General features: G+C 71.0%; 25 protein-coding genes and 1 riboswitch. Of the genes, 13 read left to right on the forward strand and 12 right to left on the reverse strand.

Going from position 1 to position 21,964, the window contains the following annotated elements:
- The 6 genes from smc to ACILRF_RS02300 all read left to right on the forward strand — a co-directional run.
- Positions 1-3,410, forward strand: a 3,410-nt coding sequence (gene smc / locus ACILRF_RS02275; RefSeq protein WP_395670646.1) for a chromosome segregation protein SMC, incomplete at its 5' end; no start/stop codon positions are given.
- A gap of 160 nt (positions 3,411-3,570) precedes the next feature.
- A complete protein-coding gene (locus ACILRF_RS02280; RefSeq protein WP_395670647.1) occupies positions 3,571-3,927 on the forward strand; it encodes an AtpZ/AtpI family protein in 357 nt (118 codons plus the stop codon).
- Between the two features lie 6 nt (positions 3,928-3,933).
- Positions 3,934-4,725, forward strand: a complete 792-nt coding sequence (locus ACILRF_RS02285) for a F0F1 ATP synthase subunit A (RefSeq protein WP_395670648.1) — start codon at positions 3,934-3,936, stop codon at positions 4,723-4,725.
- 42 nt (positions 4,726-4,767) lie between these two features.
- Positions 4,768-4,992 carry a F0F1 ATP synthase subunit C gene (locus ACILRF_RS02290; RefSeq protein ID WP_395670649.1) on the forward strand — a complete coding sequence of 75 codons (225 nt, stop codon included), beginning with the start codon at positions 4,768-4,770 and terminating at the stop codon, positions 4,990-4,992.
- Between the two features lie 69 nt (positions 4,993-5,061).
- Entirely contained in the window at positions 5,062-5,658 is a 597-nt protein-coding gene (locus ACILRF_RS02295; protein ID WP_395670650.1) for a hypothetical protein, read from the forward strand.
- Between the two features lie 3 nt (positions 5,659-5,661).
- Positions 5,662-6,177 (forward strand): ATP F0F1 synthase subunit B, encoded by a 516-nt coding sequence (locus tag ACILRF_RS02300; protein WP_395670651.1) that lies wholly within the window; start codon positions 5,662-5,664, stop codon positions 6,175-6,177.
- 74 nt (positions 6,178-6,251) lie between these two features.
- On the opposite strand, the gene ACILRF_RS02305 is transcribed toward ACILRF_RS02300, so the two are convergent.
- The 10 genes from ACILRF_RS02305 to ACILRF_RS02350 form a co-directional block, all read right to left on the reverse strand.
- Positions 6,252-6,665: a hypothetical protein gene (locus tag ACILRF_RS02305; RefSeq protein WP_395670652.1), complete on the reverse strand. Its 414-nt coding sequence runs from the start codon at positions 6,663-6,665 to the stop codon at positions 6,252-6,254.
- Positions 6,666-6,834: 169 nt separating this feature from the next.
- Positions 6,835-8,352 (reverse strand): aminomethyl-transferring glycine dehydrogenase subunit GcvPB, encoded by a 1,518-nt coding sequence (gene gcvPB / locus ACILRF_RS02310; RefSeq protein ID WP_395670653.1) that lies wholly within the window; start codon positions 8,350-8,352, stop codon positions 6,835-6,837.
- The gene (gcvPA, locus tag ACILRF_RS02315) at positions 8,349-9,677 is read right to left on the reverse strand and encodes an aminomethyl-transferring glycine dehydrogenase subunit GcvPA (protein WP_395670654.1); all 1,329 of its coding nucleotides are present in this window, start codon (positions 9,675-9,677) and stop codon (positions 8,349-8,351) included. The genes gcvPB and gcvPA overlap by 4 nt, the downstream gene beginning before the upstream one ends.
- Positions 9,678-9,865: 188 nt before the next feature.
- Positions 9,866-10,231 carry a glycine cleavage system protein GcvH gene (gene gcvH, locus ACILRF_RS02320; protein ID WP_395670655.1) on the reverse strand — a complete coding sequence of 122 codons (366 nt, stop codon included), beginning with the start codon at positions 10,229-10,231 and terminating at the stop codon, positions 9,866-9,868.
- 10 nt (positions 10,232-10,241) lie between these two features.
- Complete coding sequence (gene gcvT / locus ACILRF_RS02325) at positions 10,242-11,369, reverse strand: glycine cleavage system aminomethyltransferase GcvT (RefSeq protein ID WP_395670656.1); 1,128 nt, start codon at positions 11,367-11,369, stop codon at positions 10,242-10,244.
- A 202-nt stretch (positions 11,370-11,571) separates the two neighbouring features.
- Positions 11,572-11,660: riboswitch (glycine riboswitch) on the reverse strand.
- A gap of 188 nt (positions 11,661-11,848) precedes the next feature.
- On the reverse strand, positions 11,849-13,408 hold the full coding sequence (locus ACILRF_RS02330) for an ATP-binding protein (protein ID WP_395670657.1): 1,560 nt from the start codon (positions 13,406-13,408) through the stop codon (positions 11,849-11,851).
- Between the two features lie 2 nt (positions 13,409-13,410).
- Positions 13,411-14,007, reverse strand: coding sequence for a hypothetical protein (locus tag ACILRF_RS02335; RefSeq protein ID WP_395670658.1), 597 nt, complete (start codon positions 14,005-14,007; stop codon positions 13,411-13,413).
- Entirely contained in the window at positions 14,004-15,257 is a 1,254-nt protein-coding gene (locus tag ACILRF_RS02340; protein ID WP_395670659.1) for a hypothetical protein, read from the reverse strand. Before ACILRF_RS02340 ends, ACILRF_RS02335 begins: the two co-directional genes overlap by 4 nt.
- Position 15,258: 1 nt before the next feature.
- Positions 15,259-15,450, reverse strand: a complete 192-nt coding sequence (locus ACILRF_RS02345; protein ID WP_395670660.1) for a histidine kinase dimerization/phospho-acceptor domain-containing protein — start codon at positions 15,448-15,450, stop codon at positions 15,259-15,261.
- Positions 15,450-15,887 carry a response regulator gene (locus ACILRF_RS02350; RefSeq protein ID WP_395670661.1) on the reverse strand — a complete coding sequence of 146 codons (438 nt, stop codon included), beginning with the start codon at positions 15,885-15,887 and terminating at the stop codon, positions 15,450-15,452. Before ACILRF_RS02350 ends, ACILRF_RS02345 begins: the two co-directional genes overlap by 1 nt.
- 348 nt (positions 15,888-16,235) lie before the next feature.
- On the opposite strand from ACILRF_RS02350, the gene ACILRF_RS02355 reads away from it, so the two are divergent.
- A complete protein-coding gene (locus ACILRF_RS02355; RefSeq protein ID WP_395670662.1) occupies positions 16,236-16,499 on the forward strand; it encodes a DksA/TraR family C4-type zinc finger protein in 264 nt (87 codons plus the stop codon).
- A gap of 80 nt (positions 16,500-16,579) precedes the next feature.
- Positions 16,580-17,512, forward strand: coding sequence for a 2-hydroxyacid dehydrogenase (locus tag ACILRF_RS02360; RefSeq protein WP_395670663.1), 933 nt, complete (start codon positions 16,580-16,582; stop codon positions 17,510-17,512).
- A gap of 100 nt (positions 17,513-17,612) precedes the next feature.
- Here ACILRF_RS02360 and ACILRF_RS02365 read toward each other — a convergent pair whose 3' ends face one another.
- Entirely contained in the window at positions 17,613-18,044 is a 432-nt protein-coding gene (locus ACILRF_RS02365) for a hypothetical protein (protein ID WP_395670664.1), read from the reverse strand.
- Between the two features lie 124 nt (positions 18,045-18,168).
- The gene (locus ACILRF_RS02370) at positions 18,169-18,555 is read right to left on the reverse strand and encodes a hypothetical protein (protein WP_395670665.1); all 387 of its coding nucleotides are present in this window, start codon (positions 18,553-18,555) and stop codon (positions 18,169-18,171) included.
- Positions 18,556-18,746: 191 nt separating this feature from the next.
- On the opposite strand from ACILRF_RS02370, the gene ACILRF_RS02375 reads away from it, so the two are divergent.
- The 5 genes from ACILRF_RS02375 (at position 18,747) to hemF (ending at position 21,963) form a co-directional block, all read left to right on the forward strand.
- Complete coding sequence (locus ACILRF_RS02375) at positions 18,747-19,088, forward strand: tRNA-binding protein (RefSeq protein WP_395670666.1); 342 nt, start codon at positions 18,747-18,749, stop codon at positions 19,086-19,088.
- A 66-nt stretch (positions 19,089-19,154) separates the two neighbouring features.
- Complete coding sequence (thrB, locus tag ACILRF_RS02380; protein WP_395670667.1) at positions 19,155-20,132, forward strand: homoserine kinase; 978 nt, start codon at positions 19,155-19,157, stop codon at positions 20,130-20,132.
- A complete protein-coding gene (gene rnhA, locus ACILRF_RS02385) occupies positions 20,129-20,578 on the forward strand; it encodes a ribonuclease HI (protein ID WP_395670668.1) in 450 nt (149 codons plus the stop codon). Before thrB ends, rnhA begins: the two co-directional genes overlap by 4 nt.
- 52 nt (positions 20,579-20,630) lie before the next feature.
- Positions 20,631-21,077, forward strand: a complete 447-nt coding sequence (locus ACILRF_RS02390; RefSeq protein ID WP_395670669.1) for a MarR family winged helix-turn-helix transcriptional regulator — start codon at positions 20,631-20,633, stop codon at positions 21,075-21,077.
- 19 nt (positions 21,078-21,096) lie between these two features.
- A complete protein-coding gene (gene hemF, locus ACILRF_RS02395) occupies positions 21,097-21,963 on the forward strand; it encodes an oxygen-dependent coproporphyrinogen oxidase (protein WP_395670670.1) in 867 nt (288 codons plus the stop codon).
- The last annotated feature ends 1 nt before the right edge of the window (position 21,964 follow it).

The raw sequence follows: 21,964 nt of genomic DNA on the forward strand, positions 1-21,964 counted from the left end.
AGTCCTTCGTCGATCCGACGGAGTTCCGCATCGAGCCCGGCGTCACCGGCATTGTCGGCCCCAACGGCTGCGGCAAGTCGAACCTGCTGGAAGCCCTGCGCTGGGTGATGGGCGCCAACTCGGCCAAATCGCTGCGCGCCGGCGGTATGGACGACGTCATCTTCGCCGGCTCGGACAAGCGGCCCTCGCGCAACCATGCCGAGGTCGTGCTGACGATCGACAACGCCGACCGCCAAGCGCCGCCGGCGTTCAACGACCAGCCGGTGATCGAGGTCGTCCGCCGGATCGATCGCGGGGCCGGCTCGACCTACAAGATCAACGGCCGCGAAGTTCGCGCCCGCGACGTCCAGCTGCTGTTCGCCGACGCCTCGACCGGCTCGAACTCGCCGGCCCTCGTCCGCCAGGGTCAGATCTCGGAGCTGATCGCCGCCAAGCCTCAGAACCGCCGGATGATCCTCGAAGAGGCGGCCGGGGTGTCGGGCCTGCACACCCGCCGTCACGAGGCCGAGCTGCGGCTGCGCGCCGCCGAGACCAATCTCTCGCGGCTCGAGGACGTCGCCGGCGAGTTGGACTCCAACCTCAACCGCCTGAAGCGCGAGGCCCGCCAGGCCGAACGCTATCGCAAACTTTCGGCCGAGATCCGCGCCCTGCAGGGCGCCGTCCTCGTCGCCCGCTGGAACGAGGCCGGCGAAGCCGCCGAGCGACTGCGGACTGAGGCGGCGGCGGCGATCCGCGCGGTCGAGGAGACGGCCCGCGCGGCGGCGGCCGCGACGACCCGCGCCGCTGGCGCCGACGAGGCCATCAAGCCGCTGCGCGAGGCCGAAACCATCGCCGCGGCGATCCTGCATAAGCTGGCGATCGACAAGGACCGGCTCGACCGCGAAGACGAGGCGCAGGCCGCGGAGCTGAAGAGGCTGACCGGCGATCTCGCCCGCATCGAGGCCGACCAAGCGCGCGAGGCGCACATCGTCGAGGACGCCGGCGCGGCGCTCACCCGACTGGCCGGCGATCTGGCGGTGCTTGAGGACGCCATAGTGGCCGCGCCGGAACGTGCGCCAGAGCTGCAGGCCGCAGCCGAGGCCGCGGAGGCGGCGCGTGCGGCCTGCGACGCCGAGGTCGAGCGCCTCGCCGCGCAGGCCGCCGCCGAGGAAGCCGAGCGCCGCGCGGCGGCCCAACGGATCGAGGAGGCGCAAGGCCGCGTCGCCCGCACTCGCCGCGCGCTCGACCAGGCGCGTCAAGAGCGTGAAGCGCTCGGGCCTGCCGTCTTGCCGCAGACCGCCGAGGCGCGCGCTGCGCTCGAGGCCGCGGAGGCGGAACTGCAGACCGCGCGGGTGGCGCTCGATGCGATCGAAGAAGCGCGCACCAAGGCCATAGCCGCTGAAGCCGAGGCTCGCGACTCCGGCCGCAAGGTGGAAGAGCAGCTTGGTCGCCTGACCGCAGAGGCCCGGGCCCTGGCCGGCCTTGTCGCCCAGGCCCGTCGTGGCGGGTTCGCGCCCGTACTCGACGTCGTCTCGCCCGTCCGCGGTTACGAGAAGGCGCTGGCGGCGGCCCTCGGCGACGACCTCAACGCCGCCCTGGACGCCAAAGCGCCGTCCTACTGGGGCGGGCGGGACGCCGAGGCCCCCGCCTGGGCTGACGGCGCGACGCCGCTCGCGCCCCTGGTCGACGCCCCGGCCCCGCTGGCCACGCGACTGAGATTCACTGCAGTGGTCGATCGGACCGACGGAGATCGCCTGCAACCGAGCCTGCCCGTCGGCGCGCGGCTGGTGTCCCGCGAGGGCGACCTCTGGCGTTGGGACGGGTTCGTCGCCCGCGCCGAGGCGCCGAAGCCAGCCGCGATCCGCCTGGAGCAGAAGACCCGCCTGATGGAGGTCGAGGCGGAGATTGAGAAGCTGGAGCCACGCGCGCAAGCCGCCCGCGCGGCGAATGCCGCCGCCGCGGCCGCGCTGAAGGCCGCCGAAGACGCCCTGCGCGAGGCACGCCGCGCGCCGCCCGTCCTGGAGCAGCGGACCGCCCAGGCACGTGCGGCGGTGGAACGCCTCGAGCGCGAGGCCGCCCGGCGCGAAGCGCAGGCGGCGTCCCTCGACGACCTGATCGTGCGGTTCGAGGGAGAGCTGGCCGAACTTGAAGCTCAGCTCGAGGCGGTGCAGGCGGCCGGCACGAACGCCGATGCCGGAGAGGCGCTGGCGGCTCAACTCGCCGCCGCCCGCACCGCCGCCGGCCCGGCCCGCGAGGCCGCCGCCGCCGCGCGCGCCGCCATCGACGTCGAGGCGCGCGAGCGGCAGGACCGTCAGCGCCGGTTCGATCAACTGACGCGGGAGCGCGAGGACTGGAGCCGTCGCAGCGGCGCAGCCGGCAAGCGACTGGAGCAGTTGTCGGACGCCCTGAGGAAGGCGGCGGCAGATCTCGCCGCCGTGCAGGCCCGCCCGGATACGCTTGCCGATCGCCGTGCGGCCTTGCTCGACGACCTTGCCCAGGCCGAAGCGCGGCGGGCGAAGTCTTCCGACGCCCTGGCGGCCGCCGAGCACGAACGGGCCGAGGCCGAACGCGGTCTGCGCGCCGCCGAGGCCCAGGCGTCCGAAGCGCGGGAGGTCCGCGCCAGTCTCGCAGCTCACGCCGAGGCCGCCGTCCAGCGCTTGGCCGAGGTCGCGACCCAGATCCGCGAGGCGACGCAGAGCGAGCCGATCGAGCTCGCCCGCCGGCTGGCCGACGAGGCCGTCGCGATTCCTACAGATGCGGGCGGGATGGAGGCTCACCTCCACAACCTCGAGCGTCAGCGCGAATCGATCGGGCCGGTGAACCTGCGCGCGGAGGAGGAAGCCGCCGAGCTGACCGCGCGCCTACAGGGCATGCTGACGGAAAAGTCGGACCTCACCGGCGCCATCGCCCGCCTCCGCCAGGGGATCGACGAGCTCAACCACGAGGGCCGCGAGAGGTTGGTCGCCGCGTTCGACGTCATCAACGACCACTTCCGCACCCTGTTCTCGGCTCTGTTCGAGGGTGGTCAGGCCGAGCTCCGGTTGGTCGAATCGGACGATCCGCTCGAGGCGGGCCTTGAGATTTACGCGTGCCCGCCGGGCAAGCGGCTGGCGACCATGAGCCTGATGAGCGGCGGTGAGCAGGCTTTGACGGCCTCGGCGCTGATCTTCGCCGTATTCCTGGCCCGTCCCGCCCCGATCTGTGTCCTCGACGAGGTGGACGCGCCGCTGGACGACGCCAATGTCGACCGGTTCTGCAACATGATCGACGAGATGCGCCGGCGCACCCAGACCCGATTCATCGCCATCACCCATAACCCGGTGACCATGTCGCGCATGGACCGCCTGTTCGGCGTGACCATGGCCGAACGCGGGGTCTCGCAGCTGGTGAGCGTCGACCTGCGTCAGGCGGCGGCCATGGCTGCGCAGTAGCGATCCCTGCGGCAATGTCGCGGCGGATCGCAAAGACGAGTTATTTCAACGGCTTAAATGAGGTTCGGCCAGCCTTGACGCACCGACCCCGCGTCTATAGGTTCCGCCGCGATCAAGCCGGGTGGACAAGACGTCTGCCCGAAACCTGTATTGCACGTTCATGGCCCCTCAAGACGACGCACGCGAAGAGGCGATCCGCCGCCTCGACGAACGAGCGGCGGCCCTCGGGGCCCGGACCCAGCGTCCGGCAGCGTCGCACGCCGGTGAACAGGCCGTCAGCCAGGCCTATCGCATCATCGCCGAACTGCTCGGCGGGGTGCTGGTGGGGTTGGCCGCGGGCTTCATCGTCGACCAGGTGATGAACACCACGCCGTGGGGGTTGATCGGGGGAGTCCTGCTGGGCTTCGCCCTGTCGCTCTGGATGGCGCGCAGAACGGCCAACCGCCTCATGGCGCTGGCGAAGCAAGGCTCGGAACCGCCGCAGTCGGTTCCGTTCGACGACGACGAGGACTCTTAAGGTTCGATGGCCGCCAACGACCCGATCCATCAATTCCAGATCGCCAAGCTCGTCGATTTCGGGACCGTGAACCTGCCGGTGTTCGGCCGCACGGAACTGGCGTTCACCAATTCGCACATGGCGATGACCATCGCCTTCGTGATCATCGTCGGCTTCCTGTCCCTGGTGACCGCGAGCATGCAGGTCGTGCCCGGCCGGCTCCAGGCCACGGGCGAAGCGCTGTTCGGCATGATCGACAATCTCGCCGAGTCGATCATCGGCCACGACGGCCGCAAGTATTTCCCGTTCGTGTTCACGGTCTTCATGTTCATCCTGGCGATGAACGTCATCGGCCTGTTCCTGACCTTCACCGTCACCTCCCAGCTCGCGATCACCGCCACCTTCGGCCTGATGACGATCCTGCTGGTGATCGCCATCGGGTTCGCCAAACATGGCCTTGGCTTCTTCAAGCTCTTCGTGCCGTCGGGCGTGCCGTGGGTGCTGCTGCCGGTCATCGTGATCATCGAATTTGTGTCGTTCCTGCTGCGGCCGGTCACCCTCGCCCTTCGTCTGTTCGGCAACATGCTGGGCGGCCACGTGGCGCTGAAGGTGTTCGCGGGCTTCGTCGTGACGCTGGGCGCGCTGGCCGCCGGCGGCGGCCTGGGCGTCCTCGGCATCCCGGGGGCGGCCCTGTCCCTGAGCATGGTTGTGGCGCTGACCGCCCTGGAATGCCTGGTGGCCTTCCTGCAGGCGTTCGTCTTCGCCGTGCTGACCTGCATCTACCTCAACGACGTGGTCAATCTCGGCCACGGCCACTGACCACCCTAAAAATCCACCTCTACTTCTAGGACGAGAGAACTCATGGAACTCGAAGCTGCTAAGCAAATCGGCGCCGGCCTCGCGACCCTCGGCATGATCGGCGCCGGCATCGGCGTCGGCAACATCTTCGGCAACTTCCTGTCGGGCGCCCTGCGCAACCCGTCGGCCGCCGCCAGCCAGATCGGCAACCTGTTCGTCGGCGCCGCCCTGGCCGAAGCCCTGGGCATCCTGTCGTTCGTTCTGGGCATCCTGCTGAAGTTCGGCTGATCCGAAAGGACGGGGCTCGCGCCACGCTGAGCCCCGGCTGAACTTCCTGATACCCGGAGCCCACGACTAATGGCCGTAGAGACCGATCTCGCGACGACCAATTCGGTCGAGAACGCCGCAGAAGCTGCTGCGGCGACCGCGGGTCAGCATGGCGCAACCACCGAGGCCGCTCATGGCGGCGGCGGGCTGCCGCAGTTCCAGTTCGAACACTGGGGCGGGCAGATTGCGTACCTGCTCATCCTGTTCGCGATCCTGTTCATCCTGATCGCGAAGGTCTTTGCGCCTCGCATCCGTCGTGTGTTCGACGAGCGGGAAGCGACGATCCGCGACGCGCTGGACAGCGCCCGTTCGGTTCAAGCCCAGGCTGACGCCCAGGCCGAAGCCGGAAAGCGCGCTTTGGCCGATGCGCGGGCCGCTGCTCAGCGGACGGCCCTTGAAGCCAAGGCGCGCGCTTCGGCCGAGACCGAGGCCCGCAAGACGGCCCTCGAGGCCGAGCTCTCCGCCAAGCAGGCCGAAGCCGAGGGCCGCATCCGCGCCGCCCGCGATGCGGCCATGCAGCAACTCGCCGCGGTCGCCGCCGACACGGCGGAGGCCATGGTCGAGAAACTGACCGGCGCCAAGCCGTCGCGCGAGAGCATCGTCGCGGCCGTGAACACCCAGGGATAAGCGATGCCCGCCTTCTTCCACGGAGAATTCTGGAGCCTCGCCAACCCGGAGCTGTGGGTGGGCGCGGGCATGGTCATCTTCCTCGCGATCCTCTGGTTCGCGGGCGGCTTCAAGATGGCGGCCTCCGGGCTCGATGCTAAGGCCGAAAAGATCCGCGCCGATCTCGACGAAGCCGCGCGCATTCGCGCCGAGGCCGAGGCTCTGCTGGCCGACATCAATCGCCAGCATGCCGAAGCCGAAGCTCAGGCGCGCTCGATGATCGAGGCCGCGGAGGCCCACGCCAAGCGCCTCGCTGAAGACACCAAGACCAAGCTCGAGGAAGACCTCGCCCTGCGGACCAGGCTCGCCGAGCGCAAGATCGAGGCCGCCCAGGCCGAGGCCGCCGCTCAGGTGAAGGCCGCTGCGATCGACCTGGCGGCGCGTGCTGCCGAGCAGGTGCTGGCCAGCCGCGTCGCGGGCGCCGGCAGCGATCCGCTGATCGACCGGGGCATTGGCCAGCTGGCCGCCAAGATGCAGTAGACCGACGGATCTTCGGCAAGAGAAAAGCCCCGGAGTGCGCTCCGGGGCTTTTTGTTTTCGGGGCTATTCTTGTTTCAGTCTTCGGAACCGGAGAACGCCCGCTTCAGATGTCGGCGGCCGCGGACGCCGACCCGGTAGCGTTTGGGAAGCGCGAACCGCTCGACCCGCAGGTACTGCTGCCAGAAGACCGAAGCGATCTCCGGCTCCTTGCGCATCAGCCGCCGGAGCGGATGCACGATCCGCGGCCAACGCCGGTGAGCGCGGACGAACATCCGCTTTGCTTTGTAGGAATTGCGCAGGATCACGATCAGGCCGACGGCGATGACCGGGATGCCCCCGGGCCCCGGCAACGGGGCGATGACGACGCCGGCCAGTACGATCACCCCGCCAAGCGTCACCAACCCGCCTCGAACAAGGCGGCTGAGGAACTCGGGCGCGAGATCGTCCGGAGCGCGACCGGCGCGCGGAGAGGGCATGGCGAGCGACATGTGGGTATCCGAGAGCGCGCCGGGGCACGGGAAGGTTCCTACCGTCGCGCTAGCCCGATATGCGAACGAGACCCGGCGCCGTAAAGGCGACGGCGCGTTAATTTTTGCTCATCCCAAGCTATTCCGACGCGATCGGCGCCAAAGCCACAGTTCTGTTTGCGTTCCAGTCCTATTTCCAGGCCAGGCGCGGCTTGCGGGCAGCCTGGGTCTCGTCGAGACGGCGCAGCGGCGCGAGCGTCGGCGCGGCCTTGAACCGCGCCGGGTCGCCGTCCTTCGCGGCCTTGGCCAGCGCCAGGAGGGTGTCGCAGAACCGGTCGAGCTCCGCCTTCGGCTCGGTCTCGGTCGGCTCGATGAGCATCGCGCCGCGGACGACCAGCGGGAAGTACATGGTCATCGGGTGGAAGCCCTCGTCGATCATCGCCTTGGCGAAGTCGAGGGTGGTGACGCCGGTCCCCTCCAGCCAGGCGTCGCTGAACAAGGCCTCGTGCATGCATGGGCCGTCGAAGGCAGGAGAAAGTTCGCTGCTGAGGCGGGCGAGGACGTAGTTGGCGTTCAGGACCGCGTCCTCGGCGACTTGCCGCAGGCCGTCGGCGCCGTGGCTCAGCAGGTAGGCGTAGGCGCGAACGAACATCCCCATCTGGCCGTGGAAGGCGGCGAGGCGGCCGAACGCCTCTGCCGGTTCGGCGAGGTCGAAGCCGGCGGGGCCTGAGACGACCCAGGGCGCCGGGGCGAAGGGCGCCAGAGCCTGCGACAGCACCACCGGGCCGGCGCCGGGGCCGCCGCCGCCGTGCGGGGTGGAGAAGGTCTTGTGCAGGTTGATGTGCATGGCGTCGACGCCGAGGTCGCCGGGGCGGACCTTGCCGACGATGGCGTTGAAGTTGGCGCCGTCGCAGTAGAAGTAGGCGCCGGCGGCGTGGGTCAGGCGGCTGATCTCGAGGATGTCGCGCTCGAAAAGGCCGCAGGTGTTGGGATTGGTGACCATGATGCCGGCCACGTCCGGGCCGAGCTTGGCGGCGAGATCGGCGAGGTCGACGCGGCCGTCGGGAGTCTGCTCGATAGCGGTAACAGAATACCCGACGAAGGCGGCGGTGGCGGGGTTGGTGCCGTGGGCGGAGGTCGGGACCAGGACGCGGCGGCGGTGGTCCTGGCCGGCCGCCTCGTGGGCGGCCTTGATGCAGAGCAGGCCGCAGAGCTCGCCGTGGGCGCCGGCCTTGGGCGGCAGGGCGACGCCGGGCATGCCGGTCAGGGTCTTCAGCCAGTGGGCCAGACGGTCCATCAGCCCCAGGGCGCCCTGGATCGTCGAGACCGGCTGCAGGGGGTGAAGGTCGGAGAAGCCGGGCAGGCGGGCCAGCTTCTCGTTCAGGCGCGGGTTGTGCTTCATGGTGCACGAGCCGAGCGGATAGAGCGCCAGGTCGATGGCGTGGTTCTTCTGGCTGAGCCGCACGTAATGGCGGACCGCCTCCGGCTCGGAAAGGCCGGGGAGGCCGATCGGCTCGGCGCGGACGAGGTCGCCGAGGTCGGCGGCGTCGTGGTCGGCGTCCGGCAGGTCGACGCCGGTCTTGTCCCAGCCGCCGAGCTCGAAGATCAGGGCCTCGTCCTGCAGCAGGCCGCGGCCGCCGGTCAGGGACTTGGCGCCGCCTTCGGCGGCTTCGGGGCGGGTTGGGCGGCCGACGTTGACGAGGCTCATCGGGCAAGGCTCCGGACCAGGGCGGCGATATCGGCGGAGGTGGTGGTCTCGGTGGCGGCGATCAGCAGCACGTCGCCCAGGCCGCTCGCCGGGTCGAGCCGGGCGAAGGGCACGCCGGCGACGACGCCGTCGGCCAGGGCCGCCTCGACCGCGGCGACCGCGTCCGGCACGCGGACGGCGATCTCGTTGAAGTAGCGGGGCGTCAGCACCTCGAAGCCGGCCGTGGCCAACGCGGCAGCGGCCTCTCGCGCGCGGCTATGGTTCAGCGCCGCCAGCCGCCGCAGCCCGACCTCGCCGAGCAGCGACATGTGGATGCTGAAGGCCAGGGCGCAGAGCCCGGAGTTGGTGCAGATGTTGGAGGTCGCCTTCTCGCGGCGGATGTGCTGCTCGCGGGTCGAGAGGGTGAGGACGAAGCCGCGTCGGCCCTCGGCGTCGACGGTCTCGCCGCAGACCCGGCCGGGCATCTGGCGGACCAGGTCCTCGCGGCAGGAGAAGAGGCCGACGTAAGGCCCGCCGAAGGTCAGAGGGTTGCCGATCGACTGGCCCTCGGCGACGGCGATGTCGGCGCCCATCGCGCCGGGCGATTTCAGCAGGCCGTAGGCGACGGCCTCGGTCGTCACGACGATCAGCAGGGCGCCGGCGGCGTGGGCCGCCTCGGCGATCTTCGTCACGTCGGTGGCGGTCCCGAAAACGTTCGGCGTCTGGACGACGACGCAAGCGGTGTCGGCATCGATGGCGAGGGCGACGTCGCCCTCGGCGTCGATGGCCGCCAGGCGGCGCTCGACCTGCATGCCCTCGGCCTCGGCCAGAGTGTGGGTTGTGGCGGCGTAGTGCGGGTGCAGGCCGCCCGACAGCACGGCCTTGCGCCGGCGGGTCACCCGCTGGGCCATCATCACTGCCTCGGCGCAGGCGGTGGAGCCGTCGTACATCGAGGCGTTGGCGACCGGCAGGCCCGTCAGGGCGGCGACCTGGGTCTGGAACTCGAACAGGACCTGCAGCGTGCCCTGGGCTATCTCCGGCTGGTAGGGCGTGTAGCTGGTCAGGAACTCCGAGCGCTGGATCAGGTGGTCGACGCTGGCTGGCACGTGATGGCGATAGGCCCCCGCCCCGCAGAAGAATGGCCCCGCCCCGGCGGGCCGGTTGCGGGCGGCCAGGGCGGCGAGCTCGCGCTCGACCTCCAGCTCTCCGGCCTTGCGCGGCAGGTCGAACAGGTCCGGCCGTCGTGCGGCCGGCGGCACGTCGGCGAACAGGGCGTCGATGTCGGGCGCGCCGATGACGGCGAGCATCTCGGCGCGGTCGGCGGGGGTCAGGGGGAGATAGCGCATGCTTACTTTTCCTGTTGCTCCTCCCCTGTCGCGCAGACGACGGGGGAGGGGGGCCATCCGCCGAAGAGCGGATGGTGGAGGGGGCGGCCTCAGGGCTCGGCGCTCCATGACGCGCCCCCACCACCCCCGGCTCTTCGGCTTCGCCTTGGCCGGCGGTCCCCCTCCCCCGTGAACGGGGGAGGAGCGAGTTAGAGCGACGCCAGGAAGGCGTCGTAGGCGGCGCGGTCCATCAGGGCCTCGACGGCGGCGGGGTCGGCGATGCGCAGCTTGGCGAACCAGCCGGAGCCTTCCGGGTCGGCATTGACGGTTTCGGGGGCGGCGCCGAGCGCGGCGTTGGCCTCGACCACTTCACCGGCCAGGGGGGCGTAGACGTCCGAGGCGGCCTTGACGCTCTCGACCACGGCGAAGCCGTCGCCGGCGGCGACGGTGCGGCCGACGTCAGGCACCTCGACGAAGACGACGTCGCCCAGCTGGTCGGCGGCGTAGGTGGTGATGCCGACCGTGGCGACGTCGCCCTCCAGCCGGACCCATTCGTGATCCTTGGTGAAACGCATGGCGGGCTCCTTACGGATTGCGGATGTAGGCGTGGGGGACGAACGGCAGGTCGCTGACCTCGGCGGCCTGCGGCTTGCCGCGGACGATGACGTTGAGACGGGTTCCGGGCGTCGCGTGGGTCGGCGGGACGAAGCCAAGGGCGACGCCGGCGCGCAGAGTCGGCGAGAAGCCGCCGGAGGTGACGGCGCCGATCACCGCGCCCGAGGCATCGGCGACCCCGGCGCCCTCGCGGGCCGGGGCGCCTTCCAGCACCTTCAGGCCGACGCGGACGCGGGCCGGACCGCGCGCCAGCTCGGCGAGAATGCGGGCCGCGCCCGGGAAGTCCCCGGCCGCGCGGCGGCGTTTCGAGATGGCGAAGGCCAAGCCCGCCTCGACCGGGCTGACGGTCTCGTCGAGGTCGTGGCCGTAGAGCGGCAGACCGGCTTCGAGCCGCAGGGAATCGCGGGCCCCGAGGCCGATGGGCCGCACCCGCGCATCGGCGAGCAGGGTGGACCAAACGCCCGGCGCGGCCTCGGCGGGGACCGAGATCTCGAAGCCGTCCTCGCCGGTGTAGCCGGAGCGCGAGACGATCAGGTCGGTCCCGAAGCCGTCGAGGGCGCGGGCGTCCATGAAAGCCATGTCGCGCACCGCCGGCACGTGGGCGGCGAGGGCCTCGACCGCCTTCGGCCCCTGGAGGGCGAGGAGGGCGCGGTCCTCCAGCCGCTCGATGGCGACGGCGGGCCCGAGCCGCTCGGCGAGCCAGGGATAGTCGGTCTCCTTGCAGGCGCCGTTCACGACGACGAACAGGGCCTCGTCCGGCCAGCCTTTGGGCCGGGCGGCCATCAGGTCGTCGACGACGCCGCCCGTCTCGTCGAGCAGCAGGGAATAGCGTTGGCGGCCGGGTTTCAGGCCGCGGAAGTCGGACGGGGTGGCGCGCTCGAAGGCGGCGAGGACGTCGGCGCCGCCGAGCCGCGCCTGGCCCATGTGGCTGACGTCGAACAGACCGGCGTTCTCACGCGTCCACAGATGCTCCTTGAGCACGCCGTCGGCGTACTGCACGGGCATCGTATAGCCGGCGAACGGAACCATGCGCGCGCCGGCGGCGACGTGCAGGTGGCTGAGCGGCGTGGCGCGCAGTTCGGCGGCGGGTGAGGACAAGGCGGACTCCGGGCTGACATCGCCAAGAACGTCGCGACGGCCGGGTCGGGCCCCCACGTCGATCCTTGCGCCCCCGCTGTCCTTTAAGCCTGAGAGATTTCGGGCGTCCGGGATGGGTCCGGGGCCCTCTGCTCCTTCGGCGTCCGCGCCGCGCCCCCCTATGGAATCGGGCGGGCTCCGGCGCGATGCTTTCCAGCGTTCGTCAGCCCTCGCGGTCCTTTTGCCTGAGCGTTTCCGGGGCGGTTGCGCCTTCGGCTCCGGGTCGAACCCGGTCTCTCCCGCGAGAGTCGCGCGAAGGTGCGGGGACGGGGCGGGGGAGTCAATGGGGTGGAGCGGAGGTTGGCGGCGATCTTGGTCAGCGACCGTTTTGCGCCAGGCGCGGACCTTCAGGACCCGCCTCGACGCAGACATTCACTGCTGTTCACAACCGATCCACTGCGGAGGTGTCGAGTGGGTCAGATCGCGTCAAGACGGACCCGTCAGCTTCCCCCTCGGTCCTGCCCCAAGGCATCGCTGATGGCCCGCGCCAAGGCGGCTCTGCGGTAGGGCTTTTGAAGGAAGCACTGGATTCCCGGGTCCGCTTTTGCGGTGACCCGATCCTCGCTGTAGCCCGAGGTAAACAGCACCGGCATGGAGGGCCGCAAGGTCCGCGCCCGCCGCGCCAGCTCGAACCCGTCGACCCCGCCCGGCAGCACGATGTCGGTCATCAGAAGGTCGCAGGCTTCCCCGGCCTCCAGCCGCTCGAGCGCTGCGCCCGCCGTGGCCACCGCAACGGCCTCGCAGCCCAAGGCGGCCAGATGGCGTGCGACCTGGCTGCGGACCAGGGGATCGTCCTCGACCAGCAGCACCTCGATCCCGGCGAGCAGCGTCGCCGGCCCGGGCTCCAACGGCCCGACCGCCGGCGGGACCGCGGCCTGCGGCAGGTAGAGTTTCACCCGCGTCCCGGCGTCCGGCGACGACGACAAGGCCATGTGACCGGCCGATTGCTTGGTGAAGCCATAGACCATGCTGAGACCAAGCCCAGAGCCCAGCCCGGCCGGCTTCGTCGTAAAGAACGGCTCTACCGCCCGCTCCAGAACCTCCGGCGCCATGCCGCAGCCGCTGTCGGACACCGTGAACACCACATAGGCCCCCGGCGTCAGCCCGGAATGATGCGCCGCCTCCTCGGAGAAGACGACCAGCTCGGCTTCCAGCGAAAGGCGCCCACCCTCCGGCATCGCATCGCGCGCGTTGATGCACAGGTTCATCAGCGCCGTCTCCAGCCGGGCCGGATCGGCCATGCAGGCCAGCGCGGTCGCGGGTCTCTGCACCTCGAATCGGACGTCTTCGCCCAGCAGCCGCCGGATCAAGGGCTCGATCGAGCTCAGCAAGCCATCGATCGCCACCGCTTGCGGCTGCAGCGGCTGTTGGCGCGAAAAGGCCAGCAGATCGCGCACCAGCTCCGCCCCGCGCTCAGCCGCATGCAGCGTCAGCTTCGCCTGCTCGTGCAGCTTATCGTCAGGGGATATGCCCTGCACCAGCGCCTCGGCGCCGCCGGTGATCACCGTCAGCAGGTTGTTGAAGTCGTGGGCCAGCCCGGCCGTCAGCCTCCCCACCGACTTCAGTCGGTCGGCGCTGTGCAGCGCTTCCTGCGCGACCAGCTGGTCCTCGACGTCGGTCAGGGTGCCGACCCACGCCAGCACCCGGCCGCGATCGTCCTTGATCGGCACCGCCCGCGCCAGGCAGCGGCGATACTCTCCGGTTGGCGTCTGGGCGCGGAAGCGCAGTTCGGTCGGCGAGGCCGCCCGCACCATCGCCCGGATTTCGCAGCTCAGCCGCTGCCGGTCGTCGCCATGCACCGCCTCGATCCAGTCGCCGCCCGTCCGCCCCTCCAGGTTCGACCAGCCGCGGATGTCGGTCGCCGCGCCGCTCGGGTCCGCTCGCCACAGCACCGAGGCGCTGGCCTCCGCGAGGGCGCGGTAGACCAGCTCGCTCCGCGTGCTCTTCTCGGCGTTCAGCGCGGGGTCGTCGACGTCCTCCAGGACGATGAACTCGCGCATCCCTACGGCTCCGCCACCGCCGCGCACGGTCCGCACAGGCCATGGCTGACGCGCACCTCGCTCGCGCCGCCCTGCCGGTAGTAGTCGTCCGCCTCGATCCAGCCGCCCGCGGTGTCGTCGACACGCTGACAGAAACCGCAGACCCGGACGATCGGCAGCGCCGACTCAGCCTCCACCGCCCGCAGGATGCGCTCCGGCTCGAACAGGCTGATCCACGGCCGCGGGCTCGCCGAGAGAATCTGGGACTGGTAGAGCAGCGCCGGCGGCTGGCCGGGCAGCTCCACCCGTGACACCGACATCCGCATCTGCCGCTTGAGGTCCGGCGCATCGCACCGGTACTCGAATGCGATGTAGGGCCTCGTCCCACCCAGGACGGCGGCATGGATGCGCCGATAGGCCTGCCGCACCGGCTCGCTCGAGATCGCCTCGAACAGATTGCGCCCGATTGTCGCCTGCGCCGACGCCCCGCCGCCGCGGCTCTCCGCCGCGAACGCGTCCCAGCCCGGGGCGCCGACGGCCAGGATCCGGCCCGGCCCGGCGACGATGTAACCGACCCCGTCGAGCGCCCGCAGGACCGCGTTCACCACCTCCGTCGTCACGCCGCGCGCCCCTCCAGCGCCTCGCGATAGAGGCGCTCGGGATGGAAGCGCTGGGCCGCCGGCATGCGGACCTCCGCCTCCACCGCCCCGCCGCCCAGGTGCGTGAAGCCCGCCGCCCAGGCCGACATCAAGAGGCTGCGGCTGCCCAGCATGTAGCCGACGCAGCCGGGCGCCGCCTTGGACGCCGCCGCCGCGAACGCGCGCAGCCGGGTATGCGCATTGCGATCGGCCGCAGTGAGGTGCCCGCAGTCGAGCGTCACGCCCGCCAGCCCGCATCCGCGCCAGGCGGCCACCTTCGCCGTCTCGTCGGCGGCGCGGGCCAGAACCGCGCGGCAATAGGGCGCGAGGGTCGAGACCAGCTCCGTCATCCGGCCCGGCGGAAAGCCGGCCGGCAGGTTCGTGACTTCGAGAAGCAGCATCCGCCGCACCTCCGGCGCCACGTCACGCAGGGCATGGAGCAAGCGGTACCGCGAATTGCTGTACGACAGCGCCTCGATGGGAACAGGGACGTGAAGGCCGATCTTCCGGCTCGGGTCCGTGGCTCCCAGCGTCCGCACCGCGTGATCGAGGGCGTGAAGCGCGACGGCTCCGGCCACCGCCGCCGGCAACCGGCCGTCCTTCAGCGGTCGTCGCCCTTCCGGCTCCTCGACGGCCACCGACGCCCGGATGCGGAACGAGGCGACGGCGCGCGCCCCGACGTTCCACACCGGCTCCAGCGACAGCGCCAAGCGATAGTCGCGGCTGTCGCCGGCGACTAGCGCCAGCCCTTCGCCGCGGCCCTGCCAGTCGATCTCGCTCGTCGGCGCCGAGTCGGGCGAAGCCGTCGGCCGCGCCGCCGCGGGCGGATCGTCGAGCCGCGAGAAGTCCACCGCCTCGACCGCCAGCTCGCCGTCCGCGAACCCGGTCACCAGCATGAGCTTCAGGTCGCAAGGTTCGGCCGAGCCTAGGAAGAACTTGAGGGTCTCCTTCAGCACGTTGCCGCTGAGGTTCAGCGCCGCCGCCCGCGAGGCCTCCGGCTGGATGGTCAGGTACTCAAGGTCGTTCAGCGCGACGATCAGGTCGCGCGGGCTCGCCAGCCGCGCGAAGCTCCGCTCCACGAACGCCTCGACCTTGTCGCGCGTGCGCGGCCAACGCGCCTGCGAGCGGCCGCGGATCGCCTCGACGCTGATGACGTTGACCGACCCGCTGGCGATCGCCGGCGCGACCCGCTCCAGCAGCGCGTCCGGCGACAGGGAGGCGACCCGTTCCATCTCAGGCTCCAGCGCCTGCGGGGGAATCGAGCAGGGTCCCGACCAGCTCGACGGCCGACTCCGCCAGCTCGGCGATGGTCTCCAGCTCTCGCCGCAGGACGGCCGGCATAGGGTGGTCCTGCATCAACTCGGCCGCTCCGAGGATCTTGCACAACAGGTTGTTCAGCTCGTGCGCCGCGATCTCGCGAGGCATCACGCGACCTGCACCGGCGTCTTCACAGCACTTGCGCCCCGGTCGGCCGATTCGCCGTCGGCCAGATCGCGATCGCTCAGCACTCGATCCGCCAGAGCCACCAGGGCCGAGGGCCGGAACGGCTTGGCCAGCGTCCCGTGCGCCCCCAGGTGCTCGGCGAGCGTCAGGAAATCGCCGGGCCCGACCCGATAGCCGCCGGAGATCGCGATCACCTTGACCTTGGGCGCCGTCTTGCGGACGGCTATGATCGTTTCCACGCCTTCGCGGACGGGCATGATGATGTCTGTGATCACCAGGTCAAACGGCGCCAGCTGCATCTTGGCCAGCCCGATCTCGCCGTCGGTCGCGACAGCCACGTGATAGCCGGCGGCGGCGAACTGGGTCGCCAACTGTCTCAGGAGTTCCAGGTCGTCGTCGATGAGGAGTACGCTGGGCACTCTTCCCCCCCCCTCTTTGTGAACCCTTCCGAAGCTCCGCCGCTCTTCTTGGCGGCCCGACGCCGATTGGGGCCCGAGAGGAGTTAACGATCTGTGATTTCTGCAACCCGAAGGATTTGGTTCCGCTACCTCACGTAGAGCCGGTTCCCGCAGACTTCAAAAGCGCCACCTGGACGAGTGCGCAGAGACGCGGGCCGAGGCCGGCCTCGGGCGAACAGGCGATCCCGACGACCGTGAGAGCGCCGGCCCGGCCTTCCACCCTGCTGGCCAGCGGAACTTGTCTTTCCGGCACAGCTTGGGGCCGGACCACGTCGCCCTATCTGACGCTCAGGCGAAAGGGTTTGGCGAATGGCGACCGGCTGGGCGCACGAAGGTGCGGTCTTAGATCAGATCCAGGACACGATCACGGATGGCGTGCAGAGCGCGCGAGCGTGGCTTCCACAGGGCGGGGGTTCGGTCGAGTGCATCGAGTGCGGCGACGAGATTCCTGCTCGCCGGCGCCAAGCGCTGCCCGGGGTCAGTACGTGCGTCGCCTGCCAGTCGGCCCGCGATCGCCAGGTGGTGCACTCACGGATCAATCGCCGGGGCAGCAAGGACAGTCAGCTGAAGTAGCGGGCGCCCTCTCGGTGCGACGCCGCTTCGGCGGGCGGCGGGACTAGCCGCCCGCCGTGCGAGCCGCCATAGGACAGGCCATGTCGAACGCGCCGGTCGTATTGCTGTCCCACGAGATGCTGTCGCCGATGGCGGGCGGGCTGGAGGCCCAGGGCTATCGGGTGGCGCGGCGCTGGGCGCTGGAGCCGGAGGCGGCGGGCAATGTGCGGGCGATCGTCCATGCGGGCGAGATCCCGCTGGAGCCGGCGTTCCTGGCCTCGCTGCCGCGGCTCGGCCTGATCGCCTGCGTCAGCGTCGGCTATGACGGGGTGGACGTGCCCTGGTGCCGGGCGCGCGGCGTCGAGGTGACCCATGCGCGGGGGCTGAACGCCGACGACGTGGCCGACCACGCCATGGGCCTGTTGATCGCCGGCTGGCGGAACATCGTGGCCGGCGACCAGCTGATCCGGGAGGGGCGCTGGACGGCGACCGGGCGCGTCGGGGCGCGGCCGGGGCTGAAGGGCCGGCGGCTGGGGGTCATGGGTCTTGGCCACATCGGCGCGGCGGTGGCCCGGCGGGCGGAGGCGTTCGGGATGGTCGTCGGCTGGTGGGGGCCGCGGGCCAAGCCGGAGGCGCCATGGCCGCAGGCCGAGAGCCTGCTGGCGCTGGCGCAGGCGAGCGACGTGCTGGTCATCGCCAGCCGGGCGGACGCGGCCAATCGCGGGGCGGTGTCGGCGCAGGTCATCGAGGCGGTCGGGCCGCGGGGCATGATCGTCAATGTGGCGCGCGGCTCGATCCTCGACGAGGACGCGCTGATCGCGGCGCTGAAGGACAAGCGCCTGGGCCGGGCGGCGCTGGACGTCTTCTGGGAGGAGCCGACGCCGGCGGCGCGGTGGGCGGAGGTCCCGAACCTGGTGATGACGCCGCATTCGGCGGCGCAGACGCTGGACTCCCTGCCGCTGATGGTCGCCCAGGCCCACGAGAACCTGCGGCTGTTCTTCGCCGGGCAGCCGCCGCTCAGCCCCGCGCCCTGACGCGGCTCGCGGCGCGGAACAGCCGGCCAGGGCGGGCCCGGCCGGCTGCTCTACACCCCGCACTCAGAGGACGTCCCTGCGGGGCCAGGGACGGGAGGGCTCAGCCGCGTTCGCCGGCCATGGCGGTGTCACGGGACGAGCCGGAGCTGTAGCCGCCGGCGCCGGTCGCGCCGGAGCCTTGGGCGCCGGACCCCTGGGCGCCAGCTCCTTGGGCGGCGTCAGAGCCGAAGGCGCCGGCGCCGGTGGCGCTTGAGCTGGAGCCGGCTGCAGAGCCGGTGGAGACAGTGGAGCCGGTGGATCCGGTGGTTCCGGACATGCCGGTCGAACCGGTCGTCCCGCTCATGGTCCCCGACGCGCCCGTTGCGCCCGTGGTCGAGCCGGACTGGCCCATCTGGCCGCTTTGCCCGGAGGTCGCGCCGGCCGTTCCGCTCGTGGCGCCCCCGGTGGTGGCGCCTCCGGTCGTCTGGGCCATGGCGCCGGAGCCGAAGAGCAGAGCCGAGGCGGCGCCGAGGGCGAGAAGTTTGCTGGTCATGCCGTGGTCTCCCTGACCGATGGGTACGGCGGCGCAACCGGCGGGCGGGCGCAGTGTTCCGGCCGGCTTCATTCGTTAACGGCCGGGGCCAGCATTGGTTAGTGGGGGGCGGTCGGGGGCCGGCTCAGGCCGGCTGGCGGCGCGGCCGGTCGAGCCAGTCCTGGGCTTCGATCAGATAGAGCCGGCGCAGGCGGGCGTCGCGCTCGGGGCTCGCCTGTTCGCCCAGGGCGTGGAGGCGCGGGGCCAGGCGCATGCGTCGGCCGATGTCGGCGAGCGGCCGGCCGTCCTCGGTGAGCACGTAGCCGTCGTAGCGCCAGGTGACGAAGAGGCCGAGGATCGGGTTCTTCGGCTGGACCGGCGCGCGCCGCGTGGCGGCGGCGACCAGGCCGGCGAGGATGGCGGTGCGGATCAGCGCCGGGCCGCCGAATCCCGAGGCGAGGTCATGCGGCAGGAAGCCGTCGTCCTCGGCCATGGCGCCGAGGAGGTCGAGTAAATCCTCCGACAGTTCCAACCCTGATCGCCCCTTGGAGGTCCGCCCCCGAACCTCGTTATCAGCGTCACCATAGGCACGGATATCCTGGGTTTAAAAGCATCGTTTCGCGCAACTTCAGGCCGTCGCGGGCGCCGCCGCGTGGAGACTGGCGGCGGCCGGCGCGAGCCGCTAGCTGAGGGCCGCGCCGGGTGGCGCGCGGGAGCCCCGAAATGTCCGAGACCATCACCATCGACCAGTTCCTCGCCGTCGACGTCCGGGTCGGGGAGATCCTCGCGGTGGAGGCGTTTCCGGAGGCCCGCAAGCCGGCCTGGAAGCTGACCATCGACCTGGGACCGGAGATCGGCGTCAGGCGGTCGAGCGCGCAGATCGTCGACCTTTACACCGCCGAGGACCTGGTCGGGCGGATGGTCGCCTGCGTCGTGAACCTCGGGCCGCGGCGGATCGGGCCCTTCGTCTCGGAAGTGCTGACCCTGGGATTTCCCGACGCGGCCGGGCGGGTGGTGCTGATCACCCCGGAACGGGCGGTCCCGAAGGGCGGGCGGCTGTTCTGAGGGCGCGGGGCGGCTGAATCGGCCTGGCGGCTTGACCTCGTCGGCGACGTCACGCACTGCGCAGGCATGGCGGTCTATACGGATATCACCGACGAGGAGCTGGCCGGGCTGCTCGCCGATTTCGACATCGGCGCGGCGACGAGCCTGAAGGGCGTGGCGGAGGGGGTGGAGAACTCCAACTTCCTCCTCGAGACCGAAGCCGGGCGGTATTTCCTGACCGTCTACGAGAAGCGGGTGCGCGAGGAGGAGCTGCCGTTCTTCCTCGGGCTGATGCGCCACGTGGCGCAGGCCGGGTTCCCGAGCGCGACGCCGATCGCCGACCGGGCGGGCGAGATCCTCAAGCGGGTGCGCGGCAAGCCGTGCGCCATCGTCACCTTCCTGAGCGGGCTGTCGGTGCGGCGGCCGAGCGTGGCGCACTGCCGGGAGGCCGGCGAGGGGCTGGCGTGGCTGCACCTGGCGGCCCAGGGCTTCGCGCTGGCGCGGGAGAACGACCTCGGCCAAGCGGCCTGGGCGCCGATGTTCGCGCCGCTGGTCGCGGAGGCCGAGGGGCTGAAGCCCGGGCTGGCGGCGACAATCCGGTCCGACCTCGAACGACTGGCGGCGCGCTGGCCGACGGACCTGCCGGCGGGCGTGATCCACGCCGACTATTTCCCAGACAACGTGTTCTTCGCCGGCGGCCAGGGGGTGGCCAGGTTCGCGGGCGCGATCGACTTCTATTTTGCCTGCAATGACGCCTACGCCTACGACGTGGCGGTGGCGCTGAACGCCTGGTGCTTCGAGCCGGACGGCAGCTTCAACATCACGGCGGCGCGGGCCCTGGTGGCGGGCTACGAGAGCCGCCGGCCGCTGTCGGGCGCCGAGCGGGCGGCGCTGCCGGTGCTGGCGCACGGGGCGGCCATGCGGTTCTTCCTGACGCGGCTGCAGGCCTGGGGCGCGACGCCGGCTGGGGCGCTGGTGCGGCCGAAGGATCCGCTGGAGTACGAGCGCAAGCTGGCGGTGCATCGCGCCTCGCCGGACCTCGTGCTGTTCGGGAGTGCGGCGTGACCCCCAAGGTCATCATCCACACCGATGGGGCCTGTTCCGGCAATCCGGGCCCCGGCGGCTGGGGCGCGATCCTGCAGTACGGCGACACGGAGAAGGTGCTGAAGGGCGGCGAGCCGGCCACGACCAACAACCGCATGGAGCTGATGGCGGCCATCCAGGCGCTGGAGGCGCTGACGCGCCCGTGCAAGGTCGAGCTGCATACCGACAGCCAGTATGTCCAGAAGGGCATCGGCGAGTGGATCCACGGCTGGAAGAAGCGCGGCTGGCTGACCGCCGACAAGAAGCCGGTGAAGAACGACGACCTCTGGAAGCGCCTCGACGCGGCGCGGCTGCGGCACGAGGTCGACTGGCGCTGGGTCAAGGGCCACGCGGGCCACGAGCTGAACGAGCGGGCCGACGCCCTGGCGCGTCAGGGCCTGGAAGAGGCGCGGGTCGTTCGATCTTGAACTTGATTGTGGGCCCGTCTAGAACCGTCCGGCGGCGGACGGAGGGCGAGACGTGGCGGCAGGACCCGAGGATCATCCCGACGTCCAGGTTTTCGACGAGATCCGGCTGATCGAGCACCTGGTGCGGATGACGATCAACACCCGGCTTCCGGCGGGATTGAACTATCCGCAATTCGAGGTCCTGAACCTGCTCTCGCGGCGGGGCGACGGCATCACGCCGGCGCAGATCGCCGGCGCCCTGCAGATGACCAAGAGCGGCCTGACCAACACCCTGCAGCGGCTGGAGGCGGGCGGCCTGATCGGCGTCGAGGACTGCGCCGAGGACGGCCGCCGCAAGCGGGTGCGGCTGAGCGCCGAGGGCCGGCGGCTCTACGGCGAGGCGATGCGGGCGCTGCGGCCGAAGATGGACACCCTGCGCGAGGGCTTCACGCCGCGCGAATTCCGCGAGGCGCTGCCGTTCCTGCGCGCCCTGCGCGGCTGGCTGGCGGAGAGCGTCTAAGCGCGCTAAGCCGCCGCTCATGAGCATCCCCGATGACAAGTCGGCGCGCGCCCGCGCCTGGTTCGACAGCCTGCGCGACCGCATCTGCGCCGAGTTCGAACGGCTGGAGGACGAAGCGCCGGCCGAGCTCTACCCCGGCGAGGCCGCCAGGTTCGAACTGAAGCCGTGGACGCGCGAGGCGGGCGGCGGCGGGGTGATGGGCTTCCTGCGCGGCGGCCGGTTCTTCGAGAAGGTCGGGGTCCACATCAGCCTGGTGCACGGCACGTTCACGCCGGAGATGGCGGCGGCGATGCCCGGGGCGGCGGAGGACCCGCGGTTCGTGGCCACCGGGATCAGCCTGATCGCCCACCTGGTGAACCCGCGGGTCCCGGCGGTGCACATGAACACCCGCTACATCGCCACCACCCGCAGCTGGTTCGGCGGCGGCGCCGACCTGACGCCCACCCTCGACGAGCAGCGCAGCCAGGAGGCGGACGACGCCAAGCTGTTCCATGCGCGCCTCAAGGCGGCGTGCGACAAGTACGACCCGGCCTGGTACCCGGACTACAAGGCCCGCTGCGACGAGTACTTCTTCCTGCCGCACCGGAACGAGCCGCGCGGCGTCGGCGGCATCTTCTACGACCATCACGACAGCGGCGATTTCGAACGCGATTTCGCCTTCACCCGCGATGTCGGCGAGGCCTTCCTCGACGTCTATCCGAAGATCGCCCGTCACCGGATGCACGAGCCCTGGACCGAGGCTGACCGTGAGGAACAGCTGGTCCGCCGCGGCCGCTACGTCGAGTTCAACCTGCTCTACGACAAGGGCACGATGTTCGGCCTCAAGACCGGCGGCAACATCGAGAGCATCCTGTCGTCGATGCCGCCGCTGGTCCGCTGGCCGTAGC

Origin of the sequence: Phenylobacterium sp., from assembly GCF_044236515.1 — a bacterium.
Classification (GTDB): domain Bacteria; phylum Pseudomonadota; class Alphaproteobacteria; order Caulobacterales; family Caulobacteraceae; genus Phenylobacterium.